16 protein-coding genes and 1 pseudogene are annotated in these 21,348 nt (G+C 38.0%); 16 read left to right on the forward strand and 1 reads right to left on the reverse strand.

Annotation, left to right across the window (positions count from 1 at the left end; genetic code table 11):
- Positions 1-54 precede the first annotated feature (54 nt).
- Positions 55-1,242 (reverse strand): ROK family transcriptional regulator, encoded by a 1,188-nt coding sequence (locus tag AC3G7N_RS00735; RefSeq protein WP_489420217.1) that lies wholly within the window; start codon positions 1,240-1,242, stop codon positions 55-57.
- Positions 1,243-1,443: 201 nt separating this feature from the next.
- Between AC3G7N_RS00735 and xylA the strand changes: the two genes are divergently transcribed.
- From xylA to AC3G7N_RS00815, 16 genes and pseudogenes are all read left to right on the forward strand, one after another.
- Positions 1,444-2,769, forward strand: coding sequence for a xylose isomerase (gene xylA / locus AC3G7N_RS00740; RefSeq protein WP_489420218.1), 1,326 nt, complete (start codon positions 1,444-1,446; stop codon positions 2,767-2,769).
- Positions 2,770-2,798: 29 nt separating this feature from the next.
- Positions 2,799-4,298 carry a xylulokinase gene (gene xylB / locus AC3G7N_RS00745; protein ID WP_489420219.1) on the forward strand — a complete coding sequence of 500 codons (1,500 nt, stop codon included), beginning with the start codon at positions 2,799-2,801 and terminating at the stop codon, positions 4,296-4,298.
- Positions 4,299-4,514: 216 nt separating this feature from the next.
- A complete protein-coding gene (locus AC3G7N_RS00750; protein ID WP_489420220.1) occupies positions 4,515-5,090 on the forward strand; it encodes a hypothetical protein in 576 nt (191 codons plus the stop codon).
- 166 nt (positions 5,091-5,256) lie between these two features.
- Positions 5,257-6,990, forward strand: coding sequence for a sigma-54-dependent Fis family transcriptional regulator (locus tag AC3G7N_RS00755; RefSeq protein ID WP_489420221.1), 1,734 nt, complete (start codon positions 5,257-5,259; stop codon positions 6,988-6,990).
- 245 nt (positions 6,991-7,235) lie between these two features.
- The gene (locus AC3G7N_RS00760) at positions 7,236-8,219 is read left to right on the forward strand and encodes a 2-keto-3-deoxygluconate permease (protein WP_489420222.1); all 984 of its coding nucleotides are present in this window, start codon (positions 7,236-7,238) and stop codon (positions 8,217-8,219) included.
- Positions 8,220-8,268: 49 nt separating this feature from the next.
- Entirely contained in the window at positions 8,269-9,570 is a 1,302-nt protein-coding gene (locus AC3G7N_RS00765) for a four-carbon acid sugar kinase family protein (RefSeq protein ID WP_489420223.1), read from the forward strand.
- Complete coding sequence (pdxA, locus tag AC3G7N_RS00770; RefSeq protein WP_489420224.1) at positions 9,563-10,558, forward strand: 4-hydroxythreonine-4-phosphate dehydrogenase PdxA; 996 nt, start codon at positions 9,563-9,565, stop codon at positions 10,556-10,558. Before AC3G7N_RS00765 ends, pdxA begins: the two co-directional genes overlap by 8 nt.
- 425 nt (positions 10,559-10,983) lie before the next feature.
- A pseudogene (locus tag AC3G7N_RS00775) lies at positions 10,984-11,505 on the forward strand (transposase).
- 410 nt (positions 11,506-11,915) lie between these two features.
- Entirely contained in the window at positions 11,916-13,436 is a 1,521-nt protein-coding gene (gene putP, locus AC3G7N_RS00780) for a sodium/proline symporter PutP (RefSeq protein WP_489420225.1), read from the forward strand.
- Between the two features lie 155 nt (positions 13,437-13,591).
- Positions 13,592-14,497 carry a DMT family transporter gene (locus tag AC3G7N_RS00785; RefSeq protein ID WP_489420226.1) on the forward strand — a complete coding sequence of 302 codons (906 nt, stop codon included), beginning with the start codon at positions 13,592-13,594 and terminating at the stop codon, positions 14,495-14,497.
- A 306-nt stretch (positions 14,498-14,803) separates the two neighbouring features.
- The gene (locus tag AC3G7N_RS00790) at positions 14,804-15,823 is read left to right on the forward strand and encodes an asparaginase (RefSeq protein WP_489420227.1); all 1,020 of its coding nucleotides are present in this window, start codon (positions 14,804-14,806) and stop codon (positions 15,821-15,823) included.
- A 23-nt stretch (positions 15,824-15,846) separates the two neighbouring features.
- Positions 15,847-17,448: a glutathione ABC transporter substrate-binding protein gene (locus tag AC3G7N_RS00795; protein ID WP_489420228.1), complete on the forward strand. Its 1,602-nt coding sequence runs from the start codon at positions 15,847-15,849 to the stop codon at positions 17,446-17,448.
- A 62-nt stretch (positions 17,449-17,510) separates the two neighbouring features.
- Positions 17,511-18,431, forward strand: coding sequence for a glutathione ABC transporter permease GsiC (gsiC, locus tag AC3G7N_RS00800; RefSeq protein WP_489420229.1), 921 nt, complete (start codon positions 17,511-17,513; stop codon positions 18,429-18,431).
- A gap of 59 nt (positions 18,432-18,490) precedes the next feature.
- A complete protein-coding gene (locus AC3G7N_RS00805; RefSeq protein WP_489420325.1) occupies positions 18,491-19,357 on the forward strand; it encodes an ABC transporter permease subunit in 867 nt (288 codons plus the stop codon).
- 24 nt (positions 19,358-19,381) lie between these two features.
- Positions 19,382-20,377: an ABC transporter ATP-binding protein gene (locus AC3G7N_RS00810; RefSeq protein WP_489420230.1), complete on the forward strand. Its 996-nt coding sequence runs from the start codon at positions 19,382-19,384 to the stop codon at positions 20,375-20,377.
- Positions 20,377-21,339, forward strand: coding sequence for an ABC transporter ATP-binding protein (locus tag AC3G7N_RS00815; protein ID WP_489420231.1), 963 nt, complete (start codon positions 20,377-20,379; stop codon positions 21,337-21,339). Before AC3G7N_RS00810 ends, AC3G7N_RS00815 begins: the two co-directional genes overlap by 1 nt.
- Positions 21,340-21,348: the final 9 nt, after the last annotated feature.

Here is a 21,348-nt window from a genome sequence, read left to right on the forward strand (position 1 = left end):
GACTCCTCCCTCCTGAATCTTTAAGAATTTTGATAGTACCTAACATTTACATTTTTATCGCACTGACACCCTTTTATCGGATAAGAACTTGGAAATTGAGAAGGAAGAAGCCCCAATAGCACATGAGCGTTTTCCCAGTTTAGAAAATCGTATTTCCGTATTGTCTTTATGATATGTGGAAAGTCGTTCTTCCAAAACATGGTCGATTGGGTTTGCAATCCAAGTTTCAAATTGAGCAATACGATTTCCTATAACAACTACTTCGGGATTAAACGTGTTAACGATATTTGTTAGCCCAATACCAATATTTTCACCTAATGTATTTAATAGTTGAAGAACCTCCGTATTTCCTGTTTGCGCTTCATTAATAAGATAGTCTAAGTCTATTTTATTTTCCTTCTTCAGCAGATCATGATTTTCAGCTGCCCTTAATAGTGCGCTTTCAGAGGCATATAATTCCCAGCACCCACGGTTCCCACAAGAACACTTTTTTCCATTAGCTTCAATCGTTACGTGTCCCATCTCTCCAGATATGCCAGATGAACCGGTATAAAGATCATTATTAATAATAATGCCTGTACCAATACCGATTCCTATACTAATATAAATTATATTAGGGATGTTTTTACCCGCACCGTATAAGCGTTCCCCATGGGAACCAGCATTGGCTTCATTTTCAATCTTAGTAGGGATATTAAACTTATTTTCAAATACTTGCTTTAAATCTACCTGTTTCCACTTAAGGTTTGGTGCAAAAAGAATTTTATCATTTTTATCTACGTTTCCTGGAACGCCAATACCAATCCCGACAACACCATACGTACTCTTTGGAGCTTTTTCAATTAATGCCTCCACTACTGAAATTAAATTTTCAATTACATAGTCAAATTCAATACCATTCAACTCTCTGGTTGTTTCTTCTATAATGTTACCACTTAAATCTGTCAGTACGCCTAAAATATAATTTACTCCCAAGTCGATTCCTATAGAGTAACCAGTATGATTATTAAAATAGAGCATAACCGGTTTTCTGCCTCCACTTGATTGACCTGCTTCTATTTCATAAACGAAAGCGCCATTTATAAGTTCTGACACCATCGTTGAGACAGTTGCTTTATTTAACCCAGTATTTTTAGAAATCTGTGCACGGGACATAGGCCCTTTGCTTTCAATTAAACCAAAGACAATTGATTTATTAATTTGTTTTACGAGATTGTGATCGCCAGTCTGTAATTTTTGCATGTGTTTCTCCTTAACAGGAAGTTTGTTTAAACATTGTATAAAAGAAATTCGTAAAAACAATAATTACGAAGTTTTCATACGTTTATTATACTAGTAGTAGCCAGAAAATGCCATTACTAGTTGACAGCGTTTTCATCAATCGTTAAACTTAGTTTAAATATTAAACTAAGTATTCATAATGACGAGAGGAGATACAATGTAATGAGTTACTTTTCAAACATTAACAATATTAAATACGAAGGTGCACTATCAACTAATCCATACGCATTCAAATTCTATAACCCTGAAGAAAAAATTGGTGCCAAGACAATGGAAGAATACTTGCGTTTTGGTGTTGCATATTGGCATACATTTACAGCAGATTTATCGGATCCTTTTGGTGCTGGTACAGCGGATCGTCCATGGAAGAACTACCAAGGTATGGATTTATCGAAAGCGCGGGTGGAAGCTGCTTTTGAGTTGTTTGAAAAATTGAACGTGCCATTTTTCTGTTTCCATGATGTAGATATTGCACCAGAAGGAAATAGTTTAAGAGAAACATATAAAAACCTGGATACGATCATAAGCATGATGAAAGATTACATGAAGGACAGTAAAACAAAATTGTTGTGGAATACGGCAAATAATTTTACAAATCCTCGCTTCGTTCACGGCGCAGCATCTTCTAATAACGCAGATGTATTTGCGTATGCTGCAGCTAAAGTGAAAAAAGGATTGGAAATTGGTAAAGAGTTAGGTGCAGAAAATTATGTATTCTGGGGTGGCCGTGAAGGTTATGAAACACTTCTAAATACGGATATGAAATTAGAAATGGACAACCTTGGACGTTTCTTCCATATGGCAGTGGATTACGCAAAAGAAATTGGTTTTGATGCACAATTCTTAATTGAACCTAAACCTAAAGAGCCTACAACGCATCAATATGACTTTGATGTAGCTACCGGTTATGCTTTCTTACAAAAATATAACTTGCAGGATCATTTTAAATTCAATATTGAAGCAAATCACGCAACACTAGCAGGGCACACATTTGAACATGAACTGCGATATGCACGCGTAAATAATATGCTGGGTTCAGTTGATGCCAATCAGGGAGACCCGTTGTTAGGCTGGGATACAGATGAATTCCCGACAGACCTATACTCTGCAACACTCGCAATGTATGAGGTTATTAAAAACGGCGGATTAGGTCGTGGTGGTCTGAACTTCGATGCTAAAGTAAGAAGAGGTTCATTTGAAGTGGAGGATTTATTCCATGCACATATTGCAGGAATGGATACCTTTGCGGTAGGACTAAAGGTTGCTCAAAAATTAATCGATGATAACATCTTAGACGGAGTAGTTGAAGAACGTTACAAGAGTTACACAGAAGGTATCGGTTTGGATATCGTGGAAGGAAAAACTGATTTCCATAAACTTGAAGAACACGCATTGGGGTTATCAGAAATTCAAAATCGATCCGGACGATTAGAAAAAATTAAAGCAACGATTAACCAGTATTTGTTGAAAGCTTATGCTGGAGAATAAAATTTCAACAATACTAGGAGAGGTTTGCTATGAAATACGTAATTGGAGTGGACTTAGGCACAAGTGCCGTTAAAATTTTATTGGTCAATCAAAAAGGGGATGTACAGCAGGAAGTATCAAAAGCATACCCATTAATTCAGGAAAAAGCGGGATATAGCGAACAGGCTCCACAAGCTTGGGTAGACCAGACGATTGCAGGGCTGTCTGATCTTCTAAAAGCGTTTGATGGGGATTCAGCGGACATAGAAGGGATTAGTTTTTCTGGGCAAATGCATGGACTTGTACTGCTTGATGGAAACAATAACGTTTTGCGTCATGCCATTCTGTGGAATGATACACGTACAACTGCAGAGTGTCAGCAGATTAATGATGTTGTCGGTGAAAAGCGATTGCTGCATATAACAAAGAATCCAGCGTTAGAAGGATTTACCTTACCAAAATTGTTATGGGTTAAGGAGCACGAGCCAGAAGTATTTAACAAGGCAACAAAGTTCGTTCTGCCTAAGGATTATTTACGGTATAAGCTGACAGGTGCGTTGCATATGGAATATTCGGATGCAGCTGGTACTTTATTACTGAATGTAACGGAGAAAAAGTGGAGCGAGGAAATTTGTGATTTATTTGAATTAGATGATGAGTTTTGTCCGCCATTAGTAGAATCACACGAAGAAGTAGGAACACTAACTCAAGAGGTTGCTTTAGCTACTGGCCTATTAACTTCAACGAGAGTATTTGCAGGTGGAGCTGATAATGCTTGTGGGGCTATTGGTTCAGGGATTTTAGAAGATGGAAAAACGCTGTGCAGCATCGGAACTTCTGGTGTTGTCCTATCGTATGAAGCAAGTGATGATACTGACTTTCAAGGAAAAGTACATTATTTTAATCATGGTGCATCGAATGCATTTTACGCGATGGGTGTTACTCTTGCGGCTGGATACAGCTTAAGTTGGTTCAAAGATGTTTTCGCGAAAGATGAAGATTTTGATAATCTATTAGCTGAAGTAGGAACTGTCCCGGTTGGTTCGAATGGGCTATTATTTACGCCGTATATTGTTGGAGAAAGAACGCCGCATGTCGATGCGACAATACGGGGAAGTTTTATAGGAATGGACAGTTCCCATCAAAGAAAAGATTTTGTTCGAGCTATTTTGGAAGGGATTACATTTTCTCTGAATGAATCGATAGAGATTTTCCGTGAGAATGGGAAAAAAATTGATACAGTCATCTCAATTGGTGGAGGAGCAAAAAGTGAAGCTTGGTTGCAAATGCAAGCAGATATTTTCGATGCAAAAATAGTTAAACTTACAAGTGAGCAAGGTCCAGGCATGGGTGCAGCAATGCTTGCTGCAACAGGCTGCCGATGGTTTCATTCATTACAGGATTGTGCAGATGAATTTCTGAATGAAGATAAGACCTACCGACCTAATAAAGAAAATGTTGAAAAATATAAGGAATTGTTTAGCCTTTATAAAGATATCTATCCATCAACTGCTATAGTAAATAAGCGGTTAATGGAATATCGACTCTAGTGCCTGTCACTTCCCGTTTATAGAAGCTGTTAGAACTAATGCGCGATCCTATTGCCATTGGAACTAATGGCTTTTTTGACGGATTATTTTGTAGGATCTTTCATCCAATATATTTCTGGATTTAGGTGTATAAGTTTAAATTCCCTTTAAAAAGGATATTTCCTGTGTTTGTCGAATAATTATATGATATGAATTAACAAAAAGGTGGGTTAATCCTTGAATACTCTTGAATTCATTTCATCCATAATTGAATCTATTGCTTGGCCTAGTGTAATAATAGTTACCATCATAACGTTAAGAAAACCTCTTAGAAAATTACTCTTTAAAATCAACAAGGTAACGTACAGCAATGTTGCAATTGAATTTTCAGAAGAACTTAAAGCAGCAAAACAGAATCTTGAAAAAGCCAAACCTGTTTTTAGCCTTACCAATAAGCAGGATAAAAGTTTTAATAAAAAAGAAAGTGAAATTATGGAAGTTGCAAAGATATCACCGTCTGCTTCTATTACAATGTCCTGGTTAATGGTTGAAGAAGCAATTAATCAAACAATTAATCATGAGTTCCAAGATGGAGAAATAGAAGCACCTCTGCAAAGTATTCAGTTTCTTAAGGAGCAAGGGATAATCAGTTCAGAAATTGAAGTTATACTAAATAAATTAAGAAGATTAAGAAATAGCGCTGTACACGGGAATCTCAATGAAAAGCTACCCTACTCAGCAGCAATCGAATACTTCGGCCTCGCAAAAAATGTGAAAGACATACTGGGATTAGACCCGAAGAACGGCGTGTAGTGGTGCCTGTCACTTCCTGGGTTTTGTCGTAATTTGTCGAATTATTAATTTCACTGAAATTATTCGCATTTTTTGCAGTAAAAGTTATCTATGTGTATAGATGACATCAAAACCTCAATATGTAATAATAGATTTGTTGAAATATGCAACAAATGAGGGATGAATAATGATAAAGGCACTTCTAATTGCCCCATACCAAGGGCTAGCTGAGACAGCTAAGAAGGTGACTATACCGGATGACATTCAATTGGATGTAACGATAGCTAATCTAGAAGAAGGCGTTAGAAAAGCGCAATTAGCGGAAAAACAGGGATATGAACTGATCATCAGTCGTGGTGGAACTGCCACTATGATTCAGGATGTCGTTTCGATACCAGTAGTTCACATAGATATAACCGGATATGATATGTTACGTGTTTTCACCCTCATTCGTGGAATTAAAAAAGGGGTAGCCCTTGTTGGTTTTGCGAATATTTCTCAGGGTGCAGCAACGATATGCAACATATTAGAATTTGATGTGAAGATGATTACGATTAAATCGAGGGATGAAGTGAGAGGTCACTTGGAGAGGTTAAAACAACAAGGTTATTCAGTGGTTATTGGCGATGTGATCACTGTTCAAGTTGCTGAGCAGGTCGGATTGCGTGGGGTGTTAATTACATCCGGGAAAGAAGCAGTTACAGATGCTTTGGAAGAAGGGAAGCGCGTATATAACTTCTTCCGCAGGGTAAATAATCAGTTTTATTATTTTCAGGAGACCTTCAATTCCATGCCTTTCCCAGTTATTTTACTTAATAAAGATGGTGAAATAATGGAGAAAAATTTAATGTATGAACAGGATATTCAGAGTCATGAAATCGTAAAGTCGCCCGTTATTTCAACGGTAATGAAGAAAGTTCTAGAGAATGAAACGAACCAATGGGCTGAACTAGAAGGTGAAAGTCATATATATGAAATACAAGCCTTTTTGGTCAGTAAGTCTGAGGCTATTGTAGGGATAAACATTCATTCTTCATTGCTTAAAACACATACTAAAGCTGTTAAAATAATCGGCAATCCTGTGCATATCCCGATTATTGGGGAAAGTGATCAGGCTAAGCGCTTAAGAGAGACGATCCAACAATATGCACACATGGATGGGGCTGTGTGCGTTATTGGGGAGTCAGGGACAGGCAAATATACGGTTGCGCAAGAAATACATTTTGAAAAGTATGGGCAAGACGCACCTATTATTGTTATAGAGGGAAGTCGCTTAACGAATGAAATCCCGGAACTAAACAACATACAATCAAAATTGTTAGCTATAAGGCATGGTACTGTTATCGTAAAAGACATAGAATCGGTACAGGGTGCCATTCAAAACTTACTAAATTATATACCAAGTACGATGAAAGTTATTGTTCTTGCAACAGAATCGCTGGATAAACTCGTGTATGAAGGAACATTTGATGAAGCTCTTTATCACAAAATTTCTACGTACTCGTTAGATCTTTCACCATTGCACGAAAGGAAGGAAGATATTGGAGCTTTTGTCGATTATTTTTTAACTGAATTTCATCAGGAAAATGGTAATGAAACAGTGGGGATGAAACCAGAGGCAGCTAACTATCTTATGCAGTTTGATTGGCTGGGTAATCTATCCCAGTTTAAAAAGGTGATCAAGGAACTAAGTATGATGACCACAGCGAATTACATCGAACTTTCTCACGTTGAGGAATTAATGAATAAATATGAACAGAATAAAGATCAAATTGAATGTTTCCCACTCGATGGTACATTGCAAGAAATTGAACAAAAAGTAATTACGCAGGTATTGCAAGAAGAGGGGAACAATCAATCAAAAGCAGCAGCCAGGCTGGGTATTAATCGTTCCACCTTATGGCGTAAGTTGAAACAATGACTTGGTTTAATTAGACCAACCAATAGTAAGTGCCTTTTTAGAGGATCCTTGAATAGGGTTCTTTTTTTATGTTTCAAAATGCAACGTTATTGAGTGCTTTTAAATCACGTTGAAATTACCTTTTGATAATAGTGAAAAAAGTGTTGCAATTTTTATCATTATATTTTAAGATGGTATATGAAAACGCTTTATTTTTTTATTTATGTTTAATTTTTAAACGTTATTAGAAGACGAGGGGGATAAAAATGAAGATCAAAGCGACGTTAGAACGAATTCCGGGTGGCATGATGGTGGTACCATTGTTGCTTGCTGCAACACTGAATACGATTGCACCTGACTTACTTCGGATTGGAAACTTTACACAAGCATTATTTGTAGATGGGGCAAACACGTTAATTGCACTATTTTTATTATGTACAGGAGCACAAATTAATTTTCGAAATGTAGGGGTTAGCCTTGGTAAAGGTGCAACATTGTTAACAACGAAATGGGTGGTAGGTGCATCCATTGGTCTTATTGCCTATATGTTTGCTGGAAATGATGGTCTCTGGTTAGGCTTAGCGCCAATTGCCATTATTGCTGCTATGACCAATAGTAATGGTGGCTTATATGTAGCGCTAGTTGGTCAGTATGGTGATAAAACAGACCGTGCTGCATACTCGTTGCTAGCGTTAAATGATGGTCCTTTCTTTACGATGGTAGCTTTATCTATATTCGGCGCTATGGGCTTTGTTGATGGACTGTTTTCTTTCGTTTCATTTATAGCCGTGTTATTACCGATTATTGTTGGTATGGTATTAGGTAACTTAGATGAGGAAATGAGAGATTTCTTAGATAAAGGAAGTTCCATGTTAATCCCATTCTTTGCTTTTGCATTAGGTATGGGAATTGACTTTGGTGCTATTATTGAAGGTGGATTAACAGGTATTATTCTTGGATTAGCAACTGTATTCTTAACTGGTACAGCAGGTTATTTCGTATTTAAAGCATTTAAATGGAACCCGATTGCAGGTGCTGCAGAAGGTTCTACAGCAGGGAACGCAGTAGCAACACCAGCAGCAATTGCCGTTGCAAGTGCAAGCTTTGCTTCTCATGTTGATCTGGCTACCGTACAAGTTGCAGCATCAACAGTGACAACAGCTATTCTGCTTCCGATCTATATAGCATTCCTGGTAAAACGCCTAGAGAAAAAAGGTGTAAAAGTTCCAGATGACTATGTAGTTGAATAGTCTTAAAAAATGTACCTTATATAAATTTGTTAATAAATGAGGAATCAACATGAAACAACTTATAGGAATTATCGCAGACGATTTAACTGGAGCAAATGATAGTGGAGTACAGCTTACAGAAAAAGGTATAAACACTTCCGTTCTGTTTGATATCCCGCAGGATCAAGATAATCTTGATAGCGGGATTGTTATAGATACTAATTCACGTGCGCTGTCTAAAGAAAACGCAGCTTCTATGACAAAACAGGCAGGTCAATTCCTGAAGCAAGCAGGCTATTTAACGATTTATAAAAAGATGGATTCCACTTTGAGGGGACATATTGGAACCGAGCTGCACGCCCTCTATGAAGTTTTTAAACCGGAGTTTGTATTTATCGCTCCGGCTTTTCCTCCTGTTGGGAGAACAACAATAGATGGCATTCATTATGTCAACGGAGAAAAAATAGCAGAAACAGAAATATCCAACGATCCGAAACATCCTGTTACGGAATCGTTTATACCAGCGATAATCGAAAAGGAAACCGGACAGCCGGTTGGATTGGTGAAAAAAACAGATATAGAAAAAAGCTTATCTGTTTTTCAAGAAAAAATTAATACCTTTAAAGAAAATGATATAAACTATATTGTTTGTGATGCGGAAACACAGGATGACTTACAAAAAGCTGCACAAAAAATGGCTGCTGCTTCAGATAATGTTGTTTGGGCCGGATCCGCTGGTTTAGCAGAGGTGCTTCCAGAGGTTTTGGGGATCAGCCAAAAGACGGATAAACGCTCTTTCTCCAAATCTGGCCGGGTCATGACTGTTTGTGGAAGTTTATCACAGGTAACCCAGAACCAAGTGAAATATGTGACGAGACAACCAAAGGTAACAGCCATAGAATTGGATACACTGAAAGTTTTTGCGGATGATTGGAAAACACTTCGTCAGGACTTTATTAAAGCTATACGTGAAGGATTAGAAAAAGGGAATGATATCGTTCTGTATGTTCCTTCCAGTCAAGAAGTCAGGGAACAAGTGAAGCAATCAGGAAGAAGCCTAAATTTAACGAGTAATCAAATTGGGGAACGGATTTCCAGTGCTATTGGTGAAATCGTCGCAACCGTAACAGAAACAAACAAGGAACTGACGGGTCTGGTACTGACAGGTGGCGATACGGCAAAAGATACATCGCGTCATTTAGGAGGAATAGGGTTCCGTTTAATCAAGCAAGTTGAAGCGGGAATTCCATTAGGTACATTAATCGGTGCAGATAGGGAATATATAGTCGTAACAAAAGCAGGGGCATTCGGAAAAGAAGAGTCGATTTATAATGCCATGCAGGAATTGAAGGGAGTTCATGATAATGAGTAAAAAGCCAATTGTTGGTATTACGATGGGTGACGCATCAGGAGTAGGGCCAGAGATTATTGTAAAAAGTCTGCAAAGTAAACATGTATATGAACAATCGCATCCTATTGTAATAGGTGATTCAAAAATGTTAACACGCGCTGCAGAACTTTTAGAAATCGATGTAACAATTAAGGTACTAGATAACAATTCTGAGTTGACAACAACATTTGGAGAAATAGCTTGTTATGACATGGACTTACTTCCAGAAGATCTTCCATTTGGACAGGTTTCTTCAGAGGCTGGACATGCTGCCTTTGAATACTTGCGAACTGCAATTGAACTTGCCAATAATGGCCGAATTGATGCTATTTGTACAGCGCCACTGAATAAGGAAGCATTGCATAAAGGTGGCCATATTTATCCAGGTCATACAGAGATTTTAGCCGAGCTGACGGATACGAAAGATTTTTCTATGATGCTATCTTCACCTAAATTAAAGGTCATTCATGTAACGACGCATGTTGGTATCATCGATGCTATTAACATGATTGAGCCAGAACGTGTTTATAACGTCATTCGTTTAGCACATGAAACGCTTACGAATTCAGGGATTGAACAGCCAACGATTGGTGTATGTGGAATCAATCCTCATGCTGGTGAAAATGGATTATTCGGTTACGGGGAAGAGGAAGAAAAAATCATCCCAGCCATTGAGCGTGCAACGGAAGAAGGAATCAGTGTTGAAGGTCCGCTTCCTGCTGACACGTTATTCTTCCGAGCGCAACGTGGTGATTTCGATATCGTAGTTGCTATGTATCATGATCAAGGTCACGGACCAATTAAGGTATTGGGCTTGGAAGCTGGAGTGAATATAACAGTTGGTTTGCCGATAATTCGGACAAGTGTTGATCATGGTACAGCGTTTGATATCGCAGGTAAAGGGATAGTAGATGAAAGAAGTATGTTAGAAGCGCTTCGACAGGCGATTGAGTTGGCGCCTGAGAGGTAGGAGGTGTAGGTGGAGTGCCTGTCACTTCCCGGTTTTTGTTGTAATTTGTCGAATTATAATATTGAGTTTATAGAGGCTGTTAGAGGCTGGTGTGCATGAATTCTGCCACTGGAACTAGCGGTCTTTTTATTGTTTCAAAAATTACCTTTTATCACTATTTGTGCAGGTGACTTTTCAATTTCCTTCTATAGAAAAACAGATTTTAATAGCTTGTGACACTCTTAAAGTTCAATAATGCATGCTTTACTTTGACATTCAGATAGCTTATCTTATATCTATATAAAAGCTACATTCGGTTGAAAGGTGTGATATAACATGGCTACTACTAAATCTAGCATTGTCTTAAACGGTTGTGGGAAAAGGTTATTCCTTAAAACAATTCCATCTATATTTGACTAACACACAAAATGGGAAGGTTAGGTAAGATGGCAAGAAAAACAAGAATTTGGTTGCCTGATTGTTTTTATCATATTGTTTGTCGCGGTAATCGTCGGGACGCGTTGTTTAAAGATGAACAAGATTTTAAAATCTTCCTTCACATGCTTGAGCAGGTTAACAAGAAAACCACTTTCACCTGCAAATGCGCTCCAAACAACAATCCATTTCCAAAGTTATGTCACTCCTAAACAAACGGTATGCTGACTACTATAATACAAAAAACAGTATTACTGGCCATGTATTTGAAAAAACGATACTATGACAGGTTGATTGATTCAAAATAGTGCATGTTGGAGGTTAGCCGCTATATTCATTTAAATCCGGTGAAGGCTGGTATGGTGATACGTGCTGAATCCTATCAGTGGAGTAGTTATCGCTATTATTTACATACTTTGAATCATTATAGGTTGAATATGAACGTTGTTTTGGGTTTTTTTTCCGGTAGTGAAATGGAGAAAAGGCAGAAGTATCAGGAGTTCGTTTCTCAGGAAGATGTGGCGGTAAAATAAGTGAATTGTTGGTATGAAGATTTATGTATATTTTGATGATCATGATCCACCACATAGCCAAGAAATAGCGGCTTTTACATACCTTATATAAGTTGTTGCTAATAGAAAATATAAAGGTTTCATCCAGTTGTTTTGCAGTAAATGAATTGGGGATAAAGTCCCGCTAAGAATAGGTAGAATTGTTTAAAAATTCTAGTTATGTTATAGTATTAAATGTTGTATGGTTCGACAATGTATATTCTATCAATCTATTACTTTGTGGATTCATACAATACCGTAAAAAGGGGGGGTATCTCATGGAAGACTTTGCATTGACGGGTGCTACTTGGTTTTGGCTATTTGTACCGATGCCAATATTACTTATTTTATCAACCATTACTTTATTTACAGACAGGAGAGAAAAGTAAAACATGTCAACAGCTACTTTGATAACGTTTATCGTTTATTTACTGGGTATGCTCGCTATTGGGGCTATATCTTATCGTTTAACAAATAATTTATCAGATTATGTTCTTGGAGGAAGAAAGCTAGGGCCAGGTGTTGCGGCATTAAGTGCTGGGGCATCAGATATGAGCAGTTGGTTACTACTAGGTTTACCAGGTGCTGTTTATGCTTCCGGTATGGGAGGAGCTTGGCTTGCAGTAGGGCTTGCAATCGGTGCCTACTTAAATTGGCAATTTGTTGCTAAGCGTTTACGAATTTATACGGAAGTATCTAATGACTCAATTACGATTCCGGACTTTTTAGAAAATCGTTTCCGCGATACATCTCATTTATTACGTGTCATTTCCGCAATTGTAACCTTGATATTCTTCACTTTTTATACATCATCAGGCATGGTTGGTGGCGCAAAGCTATTTGAAGCGTCATTTGGTCTATCATACGATCAGGCACTTTGGATCGGCGCAATAGTTATCGTATCCTATACATTCTTAGGTGGGTTCCTTGCTGTAAGTTGGACAGACTTTGTCCAGGGGATTTTAATGTTCGTGGCACTAATTGTTGTTCCAATTCGAGCTATTTCTGTCGTTGGTGGTTGGGATGCAACTATTGACGCTGTAGGTAATATCTCACCAGGACATTTAAACATGGTGGCTGGTGTTGGTGCAATCGGTATTCTATCTTCCTTAGCATGGGGACTGGGTTACTTTGGTCAGCCTCATATTCTAGTTCGTTTTATGGCTTTACGTTCACCTAAAGATGTACCAAAAGCACGTTTCATTGGTATGACTTGGATGATTCTAGGATTATATGGTGCAATATTTGTAGGTATCGCAGGTCTTGCTTTTATTAGCACACAAGACGCTGCCTTATTATCTCAACTTGGTGCTAATGTAATAACGAATGATGCTGGTGTTCAAATACTGGCCGATCCAGAAAAAATCTTTATTGCATTTTCACAAATCTTGTTTGATCCAATCATCGCAGGTATTTTATTAGCAGCTATTCTGTCTGCCATCATGAGTACAATTGATTCTCAATTACTAGTATCATCTTCTGCAGTAGCGGAGGATTTCTATAAAGCAATCCTACGTAAAAATGCATCAGAACGTGAACTAGTATGGATTGGCCGCGCAGCCGTTGGTATTATTGCATTAATTGCTACACTTCTTGCAACAAACCCAGAAAGCTCAGTATTAGAACTAGTTAGTTATGCATGGGCAGGTTTCGGTGGTGCTTTTGGTCCAACTATTCTTTTAGCGCTGTTCTGGAAAGGTACTACAAGAAATGGTGCTTTAGCCGGTATTATTGTTGGTGCTATAACTGTTATTGTATGGGGAGGATTCCTATCAGGAGGAATTTTTGACCTTTATGAAATCGTCCCTGCTTTCTTACTCAACTTAATTGTTGCCGTAGTAGTAAGTAATCTAGGTGAAAAACCATCTGCTGAAATTGAAGCAGAGTTTGAAGAGACAGCTAGTAGAATGTAGGTTCCAGGTATAGAAGAGTCCTTCTCGATTTTCGGGAAGGACTTTTTTTAGTGCCTGTCACTTCCCGTTTTTTGTCGAATAGATTTCTAGTAATGACAGACTACTGAGAGTATTGTAGAGTAGAAGAATCTATAAGAAATTGGGTGAGCGGTTTTATGGTTAAGATTTACATTCTTTTGTTATTGGTTATGTTGATGTGGGGGTTAAATGTATCTGCGTTAAAGGTCTTGGTTGATGCAGTTGACCCGATGTTGCTGACATCGTTTCGTATCATGACGGCTGGCATTGTTGTTTTGGTGATTTGTTCTGTGATGGGGATATTCAGGTTACCTCTTAAGCACGAGTGGCTCATCATTTTTTACATAGCTGTTTTTAATGTGATTTTACACCATTCGCTTGTCGCGGTCGGTATAGAGATGACAACCGGTATTAACGCGGCGTTAATTTTGGGGATGATGCCGCTGGTTACCATGATGATGGCTGTGGTCATTTTGCGTCAGCGTGTCACGTGGATAAGAGTTTCTGGCTTCGTTTTAGGTTTTATAGGCGTGGTTGTGACGACTTTGACTGGTGCTGATGGATTGGCGGCTGTCTCGTTAGGTGACCTCATCATATTGTTAGCCGTTATCGTGCAAGGGTTTAGTTTTGTATTGATTAGCAAATTGAAACCGACATTTGACCCGCGGCTGGCAACTGGGTACATGCTTGTACTTGGAGCGATTTTTATCTTTTTGTTGAGTCAGGCTTTTGGACCGGGAATTCAGGAGATTACCTATTTGTTTGATTGGAAGCTGGGAGCAATCTTTTTATTCAGTGCAGTTTTAGCATCAGCGTTTGGCCATATGACGTATAACTACGCCATTAAAAAAGTAGGGCCAGCAGAAGCAGCAATTTTTATTAATCTCAACACACTTTTTGCGATTACTGGAGCATCTATATTTTTAAATGAAGTCATTACGATAAATCATGTGATTGGATTTATGTTAATTTTAAGTGGTGTGTTTGTCGGGACCGGCGCAGTGGAGTATATGGTTTCTAGGAGGAGGGAGAAAGAAGTGTAAGCGGTGCTTATTAAGCTATCCACTAGGCATATCCGACGTCATTCCTGCTAGGGACTCATTTTATTTTAATATGAATAGGCTTATATATATGCAGAAGTACTTTATTCCTCTAGGTTGCCAAGTGGCAAGTCCTGGGGGTTTTTTATTCCTATTTAAATTCAATAGTATTTTAAAAAGGTTAAAAAGGGTTGCAGAAACATGTTTATAAATAGTCTTTTTGAGTTTTTTAATAAATAGGTTGCAATTGGTTGTTGGGTGGTATAATATATTATTAAATTATCTGAAAACTTTGACAGGAGGGAATTCATGAAAAATTCAAACGAAGTGGAAGTTAGGAGAGGTGGCAATCTGGAAAGTTGCCATCAAGTACATGTAGCTGTTGTTGATTCTGCAGGCAATCAACTTCATCACGTAGGAAATCCAAAGGCGAAAGTCTATGCGCGTTCTTCGATGAAACCAATTCAAGCAATACCAATTGTAGAAACTGGGACTGCTGATTACTACGACTTTAGTGACGCTGACCTATCACTTTGTACTGCATCACATAATGGTGAATCCATGCATACTGAAAGAGTTTTATCTATCTTGAGAAGAACGGGTCTTGAAGACACTGCTTTGAAATGTGGAACCCATATTCCACGTTGGCAAGATACCTATAAAAACCTGATTCTTAATGGTGAAGATGTAACTGCCTTATACAATAACTGTTCGGGTAAGCATACCGGGATGTTAGCAACCGCTAAATTTATGGGAGAACCAATTGAAACCTATTATTCTGAGGACCATCCTGTTCAACAACGAATTATCCAAGCTATAAGTGAAATCTGTGAATACCCAGAAAATGAAATTGAAATTGGTATTGACGGCTGTGGAGTACCTGTACATGGATTGCCATTAGATCGTCTTGCTTATGGATTTGCGAGAATGGCCGATCCCAAAACCCTTGGAAATGAGAGGGGGAACACAGTTCAAAAAATAACAAAAGCAATGACAACAGCGCCTGAAATGGTTGGGGGAACAGATCGCTTTTGTACTGACTTTATGACAGCTGGAAAGGGGAGGTTTTTCGGAAAGGCTGGTGCTGAAGGTGTCTACTGCATTGGGGATACGGAAACGGGTTTAGGAATTTCAATAAAAGTTATGGATGGAAATGGTAGAGCAGTATATCCAGCTGCAATGGAAGTACTTACACAACTTGAGTTACTAAATGAAAATCAGGTTGAACAATTAAAAGAATATCATCACCCCAGATTACATAACGCAAGGAACGAGGTCGTAGGAGAACTAGTGCCAGTTTTACAAATGAAAAGCGCATTAGCAAATTAAATTGAAACCAGGGGGAAATAATTATGAGGAAAATTTATTATTCTAAGTTGGCAGTATTATTATTGGTTTTAATTATTGCGTTAATAGGGTGCTCTGAAACTACTACTGTTGACAAGGAAGATAAAGAAAAAGAACCGAAAAAAACTGTGGAAAAGGTAGGTAAAGATATTACTATTGGAGTGGCAGATAATTTTGTTAGTTTGGATCCACATGATACCAATGATACACTTTCGTATTCTGCTGAAAAGACCATGTTGGAAGGTCTATATGGATTTGACAAAGACATGAAGTTGGTCCCAGTCCTTGCTAAAAGTTACTCAGTAAATGAAGACGCTACAGAATTTACATTTGAACTGCAAGAAGGAGTAACTTTTCATGATGGCGCACCATTTAATGCGGAAGCTGTAAAAACCAATCTCGATCGTCTTTCAGATCCAGAAAGTACACTTATACGTTCTAGTCTATTTGCACTTATAGATGAAACTCAAGTTGTTAGCGAATATGAAGTAAAGGTAATACTTTCCGAACCATTTGGTGCAATGATTAACACATTCGCACATCCAGCCGGGATGTTAATAAGTCCGAAAGCGTTAGAAACTTATGGAGAGAAGGTTTCACAAAATCCAGTAGGGACAGGGCCATATAAATTTAAAGAATGGCAGCCTGGGGATCACTTAACTGTAGAGAAAAATGAAAACTATTGGAATGCCACTGGAAATGAAGTTGATACAATTACTTTTAAACCAACACCAGAAAATGGGACTCGTGTTGCAATGCTTCAAACAGGTGAAGCTGATTTCATCTATCCTGTTCCAACAGAACAAGCAAAAAGTATTAATGGAACAGATGGTATTGTAGTTGAAAATAAGCCATCCATTATTGTTCGATATTTATCGATGAACACCTTGATAGAACCATTTAATGATGTCCGTGTTCGTCAAGCGATCAATTACGCAATTAATAAGGAAGCATTCGTAGAAGTTGTAATGAATGGCTATGCGACTCCACTAGATTCAGTAATTGCGCCAAATACTCAATTTTATTCAGGGCAAACACTGTATGAACATAATCTAGAAAAGGCAAAAGAATTACTTAAAGAAGCTGGATATGAAGGTGGATTTAAAGCAACTGTATGGGGCAACAATAATTCATCTACAATGAAAGGTATGCAATTTGTTCAGCAACAACTTGCACAAATAAATATTGAACTCGAAGTGGTTCCAATGGAATCAGGTACACTATCAGATAGCATTTGGTCAGTAGAAAATCCAGAAGATGCAGAAGTTGAATTGTACTATGGTGGTTGGTCACCATCTACAGGAGATGCTGACTGGGGAATTCGCCCTCTTGTAGGAGGAGAAGATGCGTACCCACCAAAGTCATACAATACCGCTTATTACAATAATAAAGAAGTCAATGGTTTTATAGCTGATGGCTTGGCAACTGCAGATCCAACAGAAAGAGAGCAGGCTTATGCTGAGGCTCAAGAAATTATATGGGATGAAGCTCCATGGGCTTTCTTATCTGTCGACGATACTGTAGCTGGTAAGAAAAATTATTTAGAAGGTATATATTTAATGCCTGATGGGTCATTAAGTGTTGAAAATTTAAAAATTGTAGAATAGGTAATAAAATTGAGCGCTACAAGCTGTGGCGCTCAACTATTTTTAAGTAAGGGGTGAGTTACATGCCAATATATATAGCTAAGAGATTAATTGGAATTATACCTATTCTGTTTTTAGTCTCCATTTTTATCTTTTTATTTGTACATCTTATTCCTGGAGATCCAGCAAGGTTAGTTGCTGGTCCAGATGCTACATTGCAAGATGTTGAGACTGTACGTAAAGATTTAGGCTTGGATCAGCCTGTACATATTCAATATTTTTCTTTTGTTTCGGGTATCTTTCTTGGTGATCTTGGCACTTCTTTAAAGACAAGTAGACCTGTGTTTGATGAAATTGCAATGCGATTTATGCCAACATTTTGGTTAACGTTCTGGAGTATGCTATGGGCAGTCATAGTCGGTCTATTAATAGGAGTTATCTCTGCTACCAAACGAAACAAATGGCAAGATTACTTAGGGATGTTTACTGCGGTTTCCGGAATTTCAATGCCTTCCTTCTGGTTGGGATTACTACTTATCCAATTGTTTGCAGTCCAACTTGGTTGGCTTCCAACAGGAGGACTAGATTCCTGGAAGAGTTACATTCTTCCATCCATTACATTAGGATCAGGAGTTGCTGCGGTAGTAGCTAGATTTTCACGCTCATCACTGATGGATATATTAAAAGATGACTATATTAGAACGGGAAGAGCAAAGGGTTTAAATGAGCATAAGGTTGTCTGGGGTCATGGATTAAAAAATGCAATGATACCAGTTGTAACAATGACAGGATTACAGTTTGGATTTTTATTAGGAGGTTCAGTGGTCATAGAGACTGTATTTAGTTGGCCCGGACTCGGCAGATTGTTAATTGATTCTGTTGCATTTCGTGATTATCCGGTTATTCAGGCAGAAATGCTATTGTTTGCGCTAGAGTTTATTTTAATTAATTTAATTGTAGATGTAATATATGGATTCCTTAATCCGCAAATTCGATATGATTAAGAAAAGGGGGTGTTCAGATCATGGCTAATACAGAAACAGCAAATGTAGCTGATAAAGTGATGGTAAGCTCAGAACATATTGAGAAGGGTTCCCCAATCAGGGAATTTTGGAAAAAGTTTAAAAAGCAACGTCTTGCATTAGTAGCGGGGATTTTTGTGCTTCTTTTAGTAATAATTGCGATATTTGGACCGGCAATTGCACCATACTCATCAGAGCAACCTGACTATGAAAGTTTACTAGAAGGATCTTCATTGGAACATCTAGCTGGTACAGATGCTTTTGGGAGAGATATATTTAGTCGGATATTGGTTGGAACAAGAATCTCTTTATTTGTAGGAACAATATCAGTATTATTAGGTGCCATAATTGGTACAATCCTTGGTTTATTTAGCGCTTTTTATGGGGGTTGGGTGGATAACGTAATCATGCGAATCTGCGATGTATTATTTGCTTTTCCAGGAATATTATTAGCTATTGGTATAATTGCGATTCTCGGCCCCGGTCTTGAGAATGTTGTAATTGCAATTTCTATATTCAGTATTCCAAATTTTGCTAGAATTGTTCGTAGTAGTGCCCTCTCGACTAAAGCTACAGTCTATGTTGAGGCAACAAGGTCAATTGGTGCAAAAAATAGAAGAGTCATTTGGAAACATATTTTCCCGGGGACAGCCTCAAGCATTATTGTGAATTTTACTATGAGAATAGGAACGGCAATACTAACAGCAGCTAGTTTAAGTTTCCTAGGATTAGGAGCACAACCTCCAACACCAGAATGGGGAGCAATGCTAAGTAATGGAAGAGATTACCTGAGTATAGCCCCTCATGTTACATTTTATCCTGGTCTGGCCATTTTTTTAACTGTACTAGCCTTTAATCTTTTCGGCGATGGACTAAGAGATGCACTTGATCCAAAGATAAAGGATTAGTTTTTAAAGAAGGGGGATATTTTTATGACTGAAAAAATGTTAGAAATAACAGACTTAAAAACCTATTTTAATGGAGATGAAGGTGTAGTAAAAGCTGTTGATGGTGTAACAATTACTGTTAAAAAAGGTGAAACCGTTGGAGTTGTTGGAGAGTCAGGGTGTGGAAAAAGTGTTACTGCATTATCTATCATGCAACTTTTGCATGACACTCCAGGTGAAATAACAAGTGGATCGATAAATTTTGAAGGAAAGAGTTTATTAAATCTAAGTGAGATAGAAATGCGTAAGATTCGCGGAAACGATATTGCTATGATTTTTCAAGAACCAATGACTTCTTTGAATCCGGTATATAAGATTGGAAAACAGATTGAAGAGGTAATCAGATTACACTTAAAATACGATAAGAAACAAGCTCGGTCTCATGCCATTGAAATGTTACGATTAGTTGGGCTGCCACGTGCAGAGGAACTTATTAACGAGTTCCCCTATCAATTATCTGGTGGAATGCGTCAACGTGTCATGATTGCTATGGCGATGGCTTGTAACCCCAAATTGTTAATTGCTGATGAACCAACTACTGCGTTGGATGTAACAATTCAAGCTCAGATTCTTGACCTTATGCGAAAGTTACGCGATGAAAATGAAAGATCAATTATGCTTATTACACATGATCTTGGAGTTGTTGCTGAAATGTGTGACAGGGTAGTGGTTATGTACGCAGGGAAGGTTGTAGAAGAAACAGACGTCTATACACTCTTTGAGACACCTAAACACCCCTATACAAGGGGATTAATTGCTTCTGTTCCAAAATTAGGTCAACGTGTTGATAAATTAGATTCCATCCCAGGTAATGTCCCAAACCCGGATAATATGCCAATAGGTTGCAAGTTTGCTCCCCGGTGTGAGTTTGCCATGGATATTTGTTTGAAAGAGGATCCGAGTTTGCTACAAACAAACGAAAACCACACCTGTAGATGCTGGTTGTATCAGAACCAAGAAGTAAAATTGGAGGCGAAGTGATGACAACGCCATTAATTGAAGTAAAGAATATAAAGAAATATTTTCCAATTAAAAAAGGAATACTTGGAAGAAAGAGATCTTTTGTTAAAGCAGTTGATGATGTATCTTTTATGATTAATAAAGGGGAGACGCTTGGTTTAGTTGGAGAGAGTGGATGTGGTAAATCTACTACTGGTCGCTTGCTCATGAGTTTACTAGATCCAACTGAGGGGGAAATTTATTTTGAGGGCAAACAAATAAATGGGCTAAATGATAATCAAATTCGTAATGCACGTAAGGATTTTCAAATGATTTTTCAAGATCCTTATGCATCGCTCAATCCTAGAATGAAGGTAAGAGACATTATAAACGAGCCATTAGTTGTTCATGGTTTTGATAAGAAAGAGCGAATGAATCGTGTTAAAGAGCTATTAGAAGTTGTGGGCTTGAATGCATATCACGCAGATCGTTATCCTCATCAATTCAGTGGCGGGCAACGTCAACGAATTGGAATTGCACGAGCTTTAGCTGTTAACCCTAAGCTAATTATTGCTGATGAACCTGTTTCGGCGTTAGATGTTTCTATTCAATCCCAAATTTTGAATTTGTTAAAAGACCTTCAAAATTCATTTGATTTGACGTATTTGTTTATAGCCCATGATCTAAGTGTAGTGGAACACGTCAGTGATCGTGTAGGTGTAATGTATTTAGGAAAAATAGTGGAGATAGCGGATAAAGAAACATTGTACAAAAGTCCTCAACATCCCTATACAAAATCATTATTATCAGCTGTCCCAGTGGCGGATCCTAAGCTAAAACGCGAGCGAATAATTTTAAAAGGAGATATTCCTAGTCCTGCTAATCCACCAAATGGTTGTACGTTCCACACACGGTGTCCAATAGCAATAGATATTTGTTGCAAAGAGATACCAAAATTACGCCAAACTGACGAAGGACATTATGTATCCTGTCATCTCGTTTAAGTATGGTGC

It is taken from the genome of Virgibacillus carmonensis (assembly GCF_057836705.1).